At 37.7% G+C, this 12,751-nt stretch carries 9 protein-coding genes and 1 pseudogene; 2 read left to right on the top strand and 8 right to left on the bottom strand.

Translation table 11 applies throughout. From position 1 onward, the window contains the following. Positions 1 to 78: 78 nt before the first annotated feature. From B5X53_RS15865 to B5X53_RS15830, 8 genes and pseudogenes are all read right to left on the bottom strand, one after another. Positions 79 to 1,479: an MFS transporter gene (locus B5X53_RS15865; protein ID WP_079714212.1), complete on the bottom strand. Its 1,401-nt coding sequence runs from the start codon at positions 1,477 to 1,479 to the stop codon at positions 79 to 81. Positions 1,480 to 1,697: 218 nt separating this feature from the next. Then, on the bottom strand, positions 1,698 to 2,366 hold the full coding sequence (locus B5X53_RS15860; protein ID WP_198550733.1) for a response regulator transcription factor: 669 nt from the start codon (positions 2,364 to 2,366) through the stop codon (positions 1,698 to 1,700). Between the two features lie 58 nt (positions 2,367 to 2,424). Next, positions 2,425 to 4,233, bottom strand: a complete 1,809-nt coding sequence (locus B5X53_RS15855; RefSeq protein WP_079714210.1) for a sensor histidine kinase — start codon at positions 4,231 to 4,233, stop codon at positions 2,425 to 2,427. A 3-nt stretch (positions 4,234 to 4,236) separates the two neighbouring features. Beyond that, on the bottom strand, positions 4,237 to 4,815 hold the full coding sequence (locus tag B5X53_RS15850; RefSeq protein WP_079714209.1) for a DUF4202 domain-containing protein: 579 nt from the start codon (positions 4,813 to 4,815) through the stop codon (positions 4,237 to 4,239). Between the two features lie 12 nt (positions 4,816 to 4,827). Continuing rightward, on the bottom strand, positions 4,828 to 5,205 hold the full coding sequence (gene nirD, locus B5X53_RS15845) for a nitrite reductase small subunit NirD (RefSeq protein WP_079714208.1): 378 nt from the start codon (positions 5,203 to 5,205) through the stop codon (positions 4,828 to 4,830). A 46-nt stretch (positions 5,206 to 5,251) separates the two neighbouring features. Continuing rightward, positions 5,252 to 7,762, bottom strand: a complete 2,511-nt coding sequence (gene nirB / locus B5X53_RS15840) for a nitrite reductase large subunit NirB (RefSeq protein WP_079714207.1) — start codon at positions 7,760 to 7,762, stop codon at positions 5,252 to 5,254. A gap of 228 nt (positions 7,763 to 7,990) precedes the next feature. Beyond that, positions 7,991 to 8,767 carry an NIPSNAP family protein gene (locus B5X53_RS15835; protein WP_079714206.1) on the bottom strand — a complete coding sequence of 259 codons (777 nt, stop codon included), beginning with the start codon at positions 8,765 to 8,767 and terminating at the stop codon, positions 7,991 to 7,993. Between the two features lie 165 nt (positions 8,768 to 8,932). Then, a pseudogene (locus B5X53_RS15830) lies at positions 8,933 to 9,895 on the bottom strand (PAS domain-containing protein). A 363-nt stretch (positions 9,896 to 10,258) separates the two neighbouring features. Here B5X53_RS15830 and nadA point away from each other — a divergent pair. Beyond that, the gene (gene nadA, locus B5X53_RS15825; RefSeq protein WP_079714205.1) at positions 10,259 to 11,203 is read left to right on the top strand and encodes a quinolinate synthase NadA; all 945 of its coding nucleotides are present in this window, start codon (positions 10,259 to 10,261) and stop codon (positions 11,201 to 11,203) included. A 3-nt stretch (positions 11,204 to 11,206) separates the two neighbouring features. After that, a complete protein-coding gene (nadB, locus tag B5X53_RS15820; protein ID WP_101023045.1) occupies positions 11,207 to 12,739 on the top strand; it encodes an L-aspartate oxidase in 1,533 nt (510 codons plus the stop codon). The last annotated feature ends 12 nt before the right edge of the window (positions 12,740 to 12,751 follow it).

The raw sequence follows: 12,751 nt of genomic DNA, 5'->3' as shown, positions 1-12,751 counted from the left end.
TAAGCGCTTATAATTCATTAAAAGAATGGTTGATTTCTGCTAAATCCGTATAAAACTCAGGTGATTATTAAAGGATTTTTAAGCGTTTTGATGATTTAATTCTAATGCAGCTTCTTTTTCATCTTCCTGGGAGAAACGAATGGCCAGGCTAACAAGGCCTGCGGCCAGAATGCTAAAACCAATCCAGAGAAATGCATCTGAAATGGCTGCTGAAGATGCAGAAGCCCTTGCTGATTCAATAATTTCACTACTGCGGCCTTCGTTAGCGGCAATTGCTGCTTCTTCGGCGGCAACCGATTTAATTTTCAGGAATAAGGCAGCTAAGAACGCTCCCACATTTCCCCCGGCACCCACGATTCCAGAGATAGAACCTATAGCTTTTTTATTGATAAAGGGAACGACAGCAAACGTAGCACCTTCGGCCATTTGGACAGCTAAACTGAAGGCAGTGAGGAGAATAATAGCTATAATAAGACTACCGGCCATCGAGAATAACGAAAGTATAACCCCTTCAGCAATTAGAATTAGGGTAAGAAAAAATACCCGACCCCTTAAGCCCCCTTTTTCTCCCGATTTATCACCAAAGTATCCGCCCAGGGTTCGGGCGAAAAGGTTCATAAGGGCAAAGCCCAAAATAATATTTCCAGCTGTTACACGCTCCAGGTTAAAGGTGTTTTGCAGATAGCTGTCCATTGTACCGTACACGGTAAGTTCTATCCCAAAACATACTCCGTAGACTACAAAGAGTATCCAAACGCGATAATCTTTGATAGCGGTTAAAAAGCCGTTTTGATCTTTCTTAACCGGAATCCTTTTTCCCGATTTTTTTAAATCTGAAAAATTTCCTTCCGGGGTGTCCTGGGTAAAGAAATAATAAACAAAGCCCATACTGAAACATACCAGCCCTGCAACGACCATGGCATACCGCCAAACTTCGGCTTCTGCCACTCCAAAAGCAACAAGAGCGGCAGCAATTAAAGGCATTCCCAACCTGTTTGCGCCACCACCCAAATTTCCCCAACCGGCAGAAGTTGCATTGGCAGTCCCCACTACATTAGAGGCGAACATTAAGGAAGTATGCACTTGTGTAATTACAAATGAAGCTCCAATGAACCCCATAAATAAACGACATAGCTGAAATTGCAATGGAGTTTGTACCAGTCCGCAGAGGATGGTGGGTATGGCGCCTAACATCAATAACCAGGTGTAGCAGAGCCTTGGTCCGTATTTATCGCATAGTTTACCAATAAGCAGGCGGGCAAAAACTGTTCCCGATACCGCCAGGATAATAGCATTCCATTTTTGAGAGGGACTAAGTCCTAAATCTTTTTCTACCTGGGGCATAAAAGGAACAATTCCAAACCAGGAGAAGAAACAGATAAAAAAGGCAATTGCCGAAATCCAAAACGTTCTTATTGGAATACTTCTTAAATTTCTTAAGTCTAATTTCGTTGCTTTACCAGTGATCACATCTTTCATAATACTTAGTTTTGCGATCTAAAAATAAGTATAAATACTTAGAAAAATAAGTAAAGATGAATTAATGCGAAAATTAGAAAATTGAGCCTCTAGAATTATAAATATTTAATAATTAGATGTTCAAAATATTAATCTTCAGGTAAGAATTAATTTTTTGGTAGGAGAGTAGGGGAGTTACAGTTATAATTTGCTAGAATAAATTAAGATGATAAGATTTTTTAGATTAATTTTAGTTCCCTGGATTTATGCGTGAGTTCCATTAGGTTTTTTACTTCTAATTTTTTCATTAAATTAAAGCGGTGAGCTTCAGCAGTTCGCTTACTTATTTTAAGCTCATCGCCAATTTCCTGGTTATTTTTTCCTTCTAAAATAAGTTCCAGGATTTGTTTCTCTCTTTTAGTGAGAATATTAAGTGCAGCATCCTGTTTTTGGGAGTTTGTATCTACGCGCTTTTCGGAATTTCCATTCACAAAATTGCTCACAATTATAGCAGAAATATCACCACTAAAATATTTCCCTCCGCCAGCAATCTTATTAATGGCTTTTAGGAATTCTTCCTTGCTCGATCCTTTTAATAAGTAACCATCTGCGCCGGCTTCAACACACTGCACTACGTATTCGGTAGAATCGTGCATAGAAAGCACCAGTGTTTTTAAATTGGGAAAATCTTTTTTGACTTTTTTTACTACTTCAATACCGTTTAGCTCCGGCATTCTAATGTCTACAATCAGTAAATCGGGGGTGTCTTTCTCAATGATTTCAAGGGCTTCTTTGCCGTTTGCCGCTTCATTCACAACTGTTAGGTTTTCTTCATTTTCCAGTAGTGCTATAATACCATCACGTACTAATTCGTGGTCATCGGCTAAAAGAATTTTGGTTTGCCCCATAATATTTCGGATTTTATACGTACGAAAATACGCATTTTTAAATAGAAGTTTAATCTTGTTACAGCGGAAGATTCAGCGTAATCCTGGTTCCTTCACCGGGTGATGAATTTATAAAAAGTCGGCTGTCTATAAATTTCACACGTTCTTTCATAAAAGTAAGACCCATCCCGCGATTCCCATTTTTTTCTGTCGAAATACCTTCGGGGTTAAAGCCTTTGCCATTATCTTCAATACTAATACTTAGAATTTCTTTACTATGGCTCACACTAACAATAATATGGGTAGAATCGGCATATTTTATCGCGTTATTTACGGCTTCCTGGGTGATGCGGTAAAGGTTAATTTCAATAATATTTCCCAGGCGCCGTGAGAAACCGGTTTTATTGAATAGAATAATATTTTTCCCTGTTAGTTTTGAAAGTTCTTCGGTGAGTTTTTGAAGGGCCGGTACTATCCCGTGATCCGTGAGTTCCGGTGGAGTGAGGTTGAAAGTAGCAGCGCGAACTCCCTGGATAATTCTTGTACTTAATTCCTTTAAACTTTCAATTTTGCTTTCGGCTTTTTCTGGATATTTAAAATCTATGCTTTCAAGGTTATATTTAAGTCCGGTTAGCATTTGGCCAATTCCATCGTGAATATCTTTTGCAATTCGGTTTTGCTCGTTTTCCTGATTTTCAATGATTTTTTTTGCAATTAGACCCTGTTGCCGCATTTTTTCTTCGTAACTCCTTCTCGTAAGTTCTTCAATTTTTAGCTGCGCTTCTTTATTTTTGGTGATATCCACACCTATAATAGTAAGCTCCGTTTTATCTTTTTCTGGTTGAAAGGGAACTATAGATAATTCCAGCCAAATATCTTTGTTATCTTTCGTAGTGGCTTTTACTTCTCCCTGCCAGCCCGATCTTTTATGCGCTGAAATAAGTTTTTCAATATTGAGTTGTTCATTTTCTTTGGGTGATAAAACTTCGGAGAATTTAGTCTCTATATTAAATTTTTTATACTGAAATAGTTTGGAAAACTGATCGCCTATATGCAAAATATCGCCATTTGGAGTAATCCTGGCAAAAAGTAAAATTTGATCCATTGCCTGCCCAAGGGCGCGTAATTCTTTTACTGATTTTTCACGAGCCTCGCTTATGGCATCAGCGTTCCGCGCCATTTTTACAGCCCGTGATTCTGCATGGATCAGGTTTTTAATATTGGTTTTAACGCCTTTGGCAGTTGGTAAAAAGATGAAGAAAAATTCCAATAATAAAATCGAAAGCGTAAAAATTGTTAAAAATAATTCCAAGTTTTGCAGTCGCTCTACCCGTGTATGTGCTTCCTCGTCATATTGATTTACGATTGCATCCATAATCCCGAGAAAAGCGGCTTCGTTTTCATTAATTATGGCAATTTCAGCTGAAAAATTTTCTATGGGACGTCCCGGGTTTTCTTTTATTTTCAGCACTATACTTTGCGATGCTTCCCTAATTTTCTCAAAATAAGGCTGAATTTCACTGAATTTTTCTTCAATCTCTTCAGTCTGTTCTGAAACAATATTTAAACTGTCGCTTCCATTTTGTAAAACTTCGTGAGAATGTGTCCACCGGGTAAGGCTTTCTTCCAGGTTTTGGGCAATGTCTTGGCGCTCGTTTATATTTTCCGTTTTTAGGAGTAAAAGGCATTCTTTGGTGAGTTTCTGGCTCAACATTCGCTGGCGACCGGAGATATTGATAAGTTTTGAATCTCCTTCCTGTTCTTCAAGGAATTTCCCGATAAATAACTGACTTATAATTACCGAAAGCGCAATTGCTGTTAGGGCCAGAATGTACAGCTTTCTAAGTTTTATAAATGTATGTTGGTCTAGAGAGCTATTGGGCGCCATTATTTATTTTAAAGCTTCTTGTATTAGAGTTTCGCTGCGATTGGAAAGGGGAAGTTTAAGGGCGGCTTCGTGGCCTTCAGGAGACATTTTTGCCCAGGTTTTCTTTACAATATCTATTATTTTTTCCTCATTGTGTTTTGTCGCAAAATCATCAAAATAATGTTCAAGGAAAACCAGGCAAACTACATCTTCCATTACCTGGGAACCTTCGTCTTTTTTAATATGTTTTTTCCTTATTAAAAATGAAACCCGGTCACGAAAATCTTTGTCATAACCTACTTCTTTAAGAATTTCATCTGTAATTTCAGCATGGGTTTTTTTAAGTCCTTCACGCCATTTTAAATATCCCACCCTGTTTTTTGGATAGCTGTCACGTGGCACTTTCCAACGGCAAATATGCTGGGCACGCACCGCAATTTGTAATTCTTCGGAAGCCTGCGGGTGAAAGTCTAATAACTTATCTGTCATCCGCTCTGAATACAATAATTCTTTCGGAGCTTCTTTTCCGTCTGACATTTCCAAATTAGGATCTTCAGCATTTTTAGCGTCTATTCGCTTTGTGGCTTCCTGGAATTTACTCATTGGGAGGTTGTCTTAATCTATAAAACCAATATAGACATTTTCTGATTCAATTTTAACGGGATAGACTGCAATTTTATAATCCTCGCCATTCAGGTTATTCCCGTCTTTTAAGGAGAAGGTTTTTTTATGCATAGGGCAGGCCACTTTTGGAATTCCTTCTTTATCGCCTATCATCCCGCGGGAAAGAACCATTTCCAGTTTATGCGGACAAAGGTTTTGGCATGCGTACCAGTGGGATTCCCGGGTAAAATTAAAAACCGCAATTTGCTTGTTTTTATATTTTATGCAGGCACCGCCATTTTCTGGGAAATCTATGGCTTTACCAACATTCACCCATTTAATTACTTCTGGTGCGGCTACACTTTGGTATTGAGCTAATAATTCTTGCATTGTTTAAAAGTTTGATGTTAGGAATTGGTTTGAAAGCCGGTAAAACTTAGGTCCAGGCTCTTGGCATTTTTTGGTCACGAAGAGGGACATAACTAATATTATCATCACCTTCATCCGAATTCACAAAATGTTTAAAACGCTTCATCATTTCAGGATCCTCAATTGCCTGTTTCCATTCACATTCGTAATTGGTAATTAGACCCTGCATTTCTTTTTCAAGATCTTCAGCGATTCCCAAAGAGTCTTCAATTACCACCTTTTTTAAGTGTTCAATACCTCCGTCCAATTTTTCTAGCCAGGGCGCGGTACGCATAAGTGGCGCGGCGGTTCGGATGTAATACATCAAAAATCTATCAAGGTACTTTATCGTAGTTTCATCGTCTAAACCTTCGGCAAGTAAAATCGCGTGTTTTGGGGTGGCGCCACCATTTCCACATACGTATAAATTCCAACCGGATTCTACCGCAATGATTCCAAAGTCCTTTCCACGAGCCTCAGCACATTCCCTAATACAGCCGGAAACCCCGCCTTTTAATTTATGCGGTGAGCGCAAACCGCGATAGCGTTCTTCAATTTGAATTGCAAAACTTACGCTTTCATGCATTCCAAAACGGCACCAGGTAGAACCCACACAGCTTTTTACCGTTCGCAGCGATTTTCCGTAAGCGTGTCCACTTTCAAATCCGGCATCAATTAATTCCTTCCATATTTCAGGCAGTTGGTGCAATTCGGCACCGAAAAGATCTATACGTTGCCCACCGGTGATTTTGGTGTAAAGGTCAAATTTCTTAGCCACAGCACCTATAGTCATTAATTTATCGGGTGTAATTTCACCGCCGGGAATCCGTGGAACGATAGAATAAGTTCCATTTCGTTGAATATTGGCTAAAAATTTATCGTTACTATCCTGGATAGTAACCTGCTTATTGGCAGTTTCCATAGTTATACTTGCAAAAATTGAAGCCAGGACCGGCTTACATTTTTCACAACCATGCCCTTTTCCGAAGAGATTCAGCGCTTCATCAAAATCTTGGACTTTATTAATTTTTACCAGGTCGAAGATTTCTTGCCGGTTAAAATCGAAATGTTCGCAAATCACCTCTTTCACCTCTTTTCCAAGGGATTTCATAGTAGCGTTAAAAAGATCGGTAACCATAGGTTTGCAACCACCACAACCGGTAGAGGCTTTGGTTTTAGTTACCACATCGTCCATTGAGCAACATTCCCCAGACTCCAGTGGTTTACAGATATCTCCTTTTGAAATAGCTTCGCAGGAACAAATTTGTGCGGTATCGGGTAAGTCTGTTACTGAACCCATGGCTGTATTTTCCCCACCGCGGCTTCCCAAAATAAGATCTTCAGGATTCTCCGGAAGTTTCATTCCGTTGATATATATCTGAAATAAATTCTGATAATCTGAAGCATCCCCAACTAAAATTCCACCAAGCAGTTTTTTACCATCGCGGGATACGTTTATTCGTTTATAAATTCCACTTTGCTTGTTTTCGTAGGTAATAGCAGAAATTTCTTCATTTTCAATAAACGGATCGCCAAAACTTGCTACATCAGTGCCGATTAGTTTTAGTTGTGTAGACATATCTATATGAGCGGCCATAGTTTTATCACCACCACAAATTTGAGAAACTGCAACCTCGGCCATATTATATCCCGGCGCGACAAGGCCATAAATAGCGTTGTTATAGAGCGCGGCCTCACCAATTGCGTAAACATCTTTTGCCGAAGTTTCCATTTTATTATTCACAAATATTCCACCCCGCTCGCCGGTTTTAAGTCCGCTAGATTTTGCCAGTTCATCACGAGGTCGAATTCCTGCAGAAATAATAAGCATATCGGTTTCGTGCCTGGAACCGTCTGAAAAGGTAAGTGCATCAATTTCTTCCTCACCGCTTATCTTTGAAGTTGCTTTATTGGTTAAGATTTTTATCCCTAAACTTTCAATTTTACCAATAAGGGTATTACTACCAGCTTCATCTAATTGTCTTGGCATCAACCTAGGTGCAAATTCTACAACGCTGGTTTCAAGACCAAGCTCTTTGGCCGCGTTAGCCGCTTCCAGACCTAACAGTCCGCCTCCTAGCACCGTAGCTTTAGATTTGTATTTCTTCTGAAGTTTCTTTGCATAGGTTTTTATAGCATCCAGATCTTCTGTAGTGCGATAAACAAAAACCCCGGTTTTTTCTGAACCTTTTATAGGTGGTACAAAAGCAGAAGAACCCGTCGCGATCACAAGGTACTCGTAGCTTACTTTTTCTCCTTTATAGGTGACAACTTCTTTTTTTTCGGTATTTATTTCTGAAATAAGAGAAGAAGTACGTAGTTCAATTCCATTATCTTCATACCAACTTCTTGGAGCTAGAAGTAATTCATTTTTCCCTTTTTCTGAAAAATATTCACTCAGGTGAACCCTATCATAGGCCGGGCTAGGTTCTTCCCCAAATACCTGAACCTGAAAGTTTTCTCTATCTGGGCTGGCCATTAATTTTTCACAAAATTTATAACCCACCATTCCATTTCCAACTACAACTATTTTTCTCATAACTACGTAAGTTTAAATCAAATTTAAAGAAAAATACGTATTTATACGTATTAAATTTAAATTTCTGCGCAGAAAAATGGTATTGTGAAAAATGTAAGCTTAGAAATAACAGATTAGTATTTTGTAAATGGCTAAAATGGGTTTTCCTGAAATTTATTATACCGGAAGTGACACAGTATCTTTATTTATTGAATGATTATGTTTTACTACCTGTATTATGATCGTGTATTAATAATCAGAATATTCAGTAGGATATAAAAAGTGAATATCTATTTGAGAAACATTGCCCTGGTATTCGGGTATAATTTCCATTTTTTTCCATACAGGAGAATTTCCAAAGCTTTCCCAGTGCTCGTCTCTTGATTTCCGGTCGCTGAATGTTGTGAGGTACATTAGATTTGGCATATCAGGTCCTGCTATAACTTTACCATAAAAAACAGCATTGAAATCCAGTTCATCGAAAAGCTCTATTTCCCCACCTTCATTAAACATTTTTATTTTATTTTTCAGCAAAGCTTCGGTTGAGGATTGGTAACTTCTTAATTCATAAACCCGGTCTTTTTTTGGCCCCTCTATGACGGATGGTTTCATTACCGGCATATCTTTAAATGCTTTTAGCAGAATGGTACTCATTCTTTTATAAGGTGGATTATCATTTGATCCCGATATATATTCACCGCCTTTTTGCTGGAGAATTTCTGAATTCTGGAAGGCTTTATTTTTTGACCCAAATTCCTCTAAAGAAGTATAAGGGATCAATACATACAGTTTATTTAGGCTGTCGGCCTTTGGTTTGAAAACTCCAATATTTTTCACTCCCAATTCTTCGAAACCGGGCATTAGAGCTTGTTGAAGGTAATTTTCTGTCTTTTCTATCTGCTCATCGTTTTCGAATTCATAAACCTTGAGTTCATAATATTCCTGTTCCTGAGCCAGGCTCAGCAAGGGAACGATAATTAAAAGGAATAGGGGAAGTAAAGTTTTAAAATTGGCAGAATATTTCATGATGGTACATTTAAAAGGTAAGGAAATCGAATTCCGCAAAGTAAAGGTTTTTAAAATTATCAATTTAAAAAGCGGCTGCTATTTTGTTTCCTAATACAAAGGCATAAGCTTGTTGTCTAGTTTCCTCGTGGGGATTCTTTTAATCACTTAGTGATTACCTAATTCTTAATCCCAGTCCAGTAAGCGTTTTTCTCCTTCTATATTCTTAATATCAGTAATATCCTGAGACATTTCAATAACGCCTTTATATTTCTTCTGCGCATCACGAACAGCAAAATACCTGATGTAGATAAGTCTACTTTTAAAATTAATCCAGAAAGATGATTCACTTTTAGTTCCTTTTCTAAATTCCTCAAGAATTTTTAAAACAGTTCCTACACTTTTTGGAGGATGACAGAACTTTACTTCCCGGCCAATAATACCTGCACTTCTGGGGAAAACGCGTTCTTCTCCGCGGTTATAGAATATCACTTTATCATTTTCATCAACATAAGTAAGGTCTAACGGCATAGTTTTAAGAAGCAGGTTAACCTGCTCAACCGTCATATAACCTTCATCGTAATGGGCGGTATTCTCTAGCGAAAATGGAAGTTCTCTTTTGGTGAAATCTGGCTGGGATGCACGTATTCCTTATTAGGAAAGACCGGGGGAACCTGCGGTAACATCCAACCTATTTCTTTTCGCCGGCACGTACTTTTGTCCAGTCTTCTTCTGTTAGTATTTTTAGAGCGTTTGGAATAATGTTGTTTCTTCAATTAATAACAATCTGAAAATTCCGCTGATAAGATATTGAATATCCTGATCTATTTCTTCTATTTCCCGTGCTTCAATTTTTTTTCTCAGTAATCTAAATTGCTCTCTTAAAGTATCGTGAAAAGACCACATTCCCTGTGATGGGTTGTTCCAGCCTCGTTTTTCTAAAAAAGGAAATAATTGATTTTCCTTTCTTTCAAATCGTCTTTCTACCGATTGCAACTGATTAAAAATATTATAGAACTTTTGATATTCACTTGATGGATCTGTATCCTTTAGTTCTTCAGTAAGTAATTTTATCAATTCTTTTTCCTTAAAATAAACACTTACCGGGTGTCCTGCAACTAGTTTAGAAGTATCAATCGTTTCATTCATTTTCGTAAAATTTAATTTTTACAAAGAAAGATTTTAAGGCATACAAAAATTTATGATCGCAGTCACATTCCGATAATTTGTATAAATAGCTTTAGAAATTCAATTTCTCATCGTGAAAAAAATTCAGAATTTATAAGAATTCTCTTTTTTCTGATTAGGGTCATAAAACGAAGAATAAAATCGCTTTAGTTTTACTCGATAATCGAAAGTTAATGCTCCGGGGCTTACCTTGAAATTAAATAATTGCTTGCAATTAATGGAGCTTGTTCCGCAGTGGTTTTATTCGGTTATATACTTCTGAAAGTCTCAGAAGTTTAGGTTTTCAAAAAATTCTGAATACTTTTTTCTCTAAAAACCATTATAATGAGTGTGTTAACGGAAAATAATATATCACTACAAAACGAGATTTCAATATTAAAAAAAGCAAAAAATGCCGTGATCCTGGCTCATTATTATCAGGAACCGGAAATCCAGGAGATCGCCGATTTTGTAGGTGATAGTTTGGAGCTGGCGAAAAAAGCTGCTACCACCAATGCTGATATTATTGTTTTTGCCGGCGTACATTTTATGGCAGAAACTGCCAAGATCCTGAATCCGTCTAAAAAAGTTCTTTTACCCGATATTAACGCCGGTTGCTCTTTAGCTGAAAGTTGCCCTCCTGAAGCTTTTCAGGAATTAAAAGAACAATATCCTAACCACGCTGTGGTCACTTATATTAATTGTTCTGCTGAAATTAAGGCAATGAGTGATGTGGTTTGTACCTCTTCTAATGCTGAAAGAGTGATAAACTCCATTGCTTTAGATAAGTCAATCATTTTTGCTCCCGATAAGAACCTGGGACGATATTTAATTGAAAAAACCGGCAGGGAAATGTTACTCTGGGATGGCGCGTGTATTGTTCATGAAGCTTTTTCTATAGATAAATTGCTGGAATTATACGCCAAGTATCCTTTGGCTAAAATTATTGCTCATCCAGAATCAGAAGAGCATATACTTAAAATTTCAAATTACATAGGATCAACGTCGGGAATGCTCAATTTCGTAAAATCCAGTCAGCAGGATACCTTTATTGTCGCTACCGAGGCAGGAATCCTCCATCAAATGCAAATGGATGTACCTAATAAAACCTTAATTCCGGTACCGGCAAAAGAAGATAATAGCTGTGCATGCAGTGAATGTGCTTTTATGAAAATGAATACGTTACAAAAATTAAAGGCTTGTCTAAAAGATGAATCGCCCGAAATAATACTGAAGGAAAGATTGATGAAAGCTGCTCACAGACCAATAAAACGTATGATGGAACTATAAATTATGAAAACAGATGTTTTAGTTATAGGTTCTGGAATTGCCGGATTATCATTTGCAATTAAGGTGGCTACAGCAAAACCTGAAGCCACTATTCACGTGCTTACAAAGAGTAATAATGATGTTGGGAATACTATTAAAGCGCAAGGTGGGATTGCGGTAGTGGTCGATAAAATAAGAGATAGTTTTGAGCAACATATAGAGGACACAATGAAAGCCGGCAAAGGCATAAATGATCCCGAAATTGTAAAAATGGTAATTTCGCAGGCCCCGGAGAGATTGTACGAGCTTATTAACTGGGGCACCAGCTTTGACGCTAATGAACTGGGAGAACTGGAACTGGGACTGGAAGGCGGACATTCGCAAAAACGAATTGTACATCATCAGGACCTTACCGGGAAAGAAATGGAGACAAAATTGCTTCAAAAAGCAGCATCTTATTCAAATATTATTTTTTACGATCATTATTTTGTAACCGATATAATTCTGAAAAAGCAAGAATCATCTACCACCTGCATAGGAGTAAGGGCGATAGAAAGGAAAATGGCTGAAGAGGTAAGCATTAGTTCTCGCATTACATTTTTGGCAACCGGCGGAAGTGGAAGAATATTTGAAAATACTACGAATCCTTTAGTGGCTACAGGAGACGGAATTGCTATGGCGCACAGAGCGGGCGCAAAAATATCAAATATGAATTTTATTCAATTTCATCCCACCGCTCTTTATACGAAAAATCAGCATTCTTTGTTCCTTATTTCTGAAGCAGTTAGAGGTTTTGGAGCCCACCTAGTTGACAGTACCGGAAATAGATTCCTTTTTAAATATGATACTCACGGAGAACTTGCGACCCGCGATATAGTTTCTGAAGCAATTATGAGAGAATTACAACGATCAGGTAAAAAATCGGTATTTCTGGATTGCAGACATCTTAATCCAGAAGCTTTCAAAAATCATTTTCCAACCATTGTACAACATTGTCTGGACGAAGGTATTAATTATGAAAATGATCTTATCCCCATAGTGCCTGCTGCTCATTACCAGTGCGGCGGCATTCAGGTAGATAAATTTGCCAGGACCAGTATTAATCAACTTTATGCTTCGGGAGAATGTGCACACACCGGTTTGCATGGGGCCAACAGATTGGCTTCAAACTCTCTGCTGGAAGCACTTGTATTTTCTCACCAGGCCGCAGGTAAGGTGGTAGAAAAGTTGGATTCAATTCTGGTAGAGAAGCTTCAGCAGGAAGCGGCTCTTCAAATTGATCAAAGCAAAGAAGAAAATGATATTCTAAATAAGTTCGAAAAAGAGCTAAATCACCTTATGAGCTATAACTTGCTTTATACTTCCGAAGAAAATGAAAAGAAGAAAGCGTTGGTGAAATTGAATTTTTTAGATGAAAAACTTGAAAAATTATGTAAGAATAAGTATTTGGAATTTTTTGAGCTGAAAAATATGATTCAAACAGCCATCATCATACTTGAACATGCGATTAAAAGCAAGTTTTTTAATAAAAAGAAAACCTATAAATTTTCTAATTGATATCAAACTATC

Source organism: Salegentibacter salinarum, assembly GCF_900168115.1.
GTDB classification, from domain to species: domain Bacteria; phylum Bacteroidota; class Bacteroidia; order Flavobacteriales; family Flavobacteriaceae; genus Salegentibacter; species Salegentibacter salinarum.
Note: the sequence above shows the minus strand (reverse complement) of the source record. Positions and strands in the feature narration are given on the sequence as shown.

What these genes read in the sequence shown, in the direction of transcription:
- nadA (WP_079714205.1), top strand. Translation starts at nt 10,259, where the DNA reads ATGAGTGTGTTAACGGAAAATAATATATCACTACAAAACGAGATTTCA.
- nirB (WP_079714207.1), bottom strand. Translation starts at nt 7,762, where the DNA reads ATGAGAAAAATAGTTGTAGTTGGAAATGGAATGGTGGGTTATAAATTT.
- B5X53_RS15860 (WP_198550733.1), bottom strand. Translation starts at nt 2,366, where the DNA reads ATGGGGCAAACCAAAATTCTTTTAGCCGATGACCACGAATTAGTACGT.
- B5X53_RS15865 (WP_079714212.1), bottom strand. Translation starts at nt 1,479, where the DNA reads ATGAAAGATGTGATCACTGGTAAAGCAACGAAATTAGACTTAAGAAAT.
- nirD (WP_079714208.1), bottom strand. Translation starts at nt 5,205, where the DNA reads ATGCAAGAATTATTAGCTCAATACCAAAGTGTAGCCGCACCAGAAGTA.
- B5X53_RS15855 (WP_079714210.1), bottom strand. Translation starts at nt 4,233, where the DNA reads ATGGCGCCCAATAGCTCTCTAGACCAACATACATTTATAAAACTTAGA.
- nadB (WP_101023045.1), top strand. Translation starts at nt 11,207, where the DNA reads ATGAAAACAGATGTTTTAGTTATAGGTTCTGGAATTGCCGGATTATCA.
- B5X53_RS15850 (WP_079714209.1), bottom strand. Translation starts at nt 4,815, where the DNA reads ATGAGTAAATTCCAGGAAGCCACAAAGCGAATAGACGCTAAAAATGCT.
- B5X53_RS15835 (WP_079714206.1), bottom strand. Translation starts at nt 8,767, where the DNA reads ATGAAATATTCTGCCAATTTTAAAACTTTACTTCCCCTATTCCTTTTA.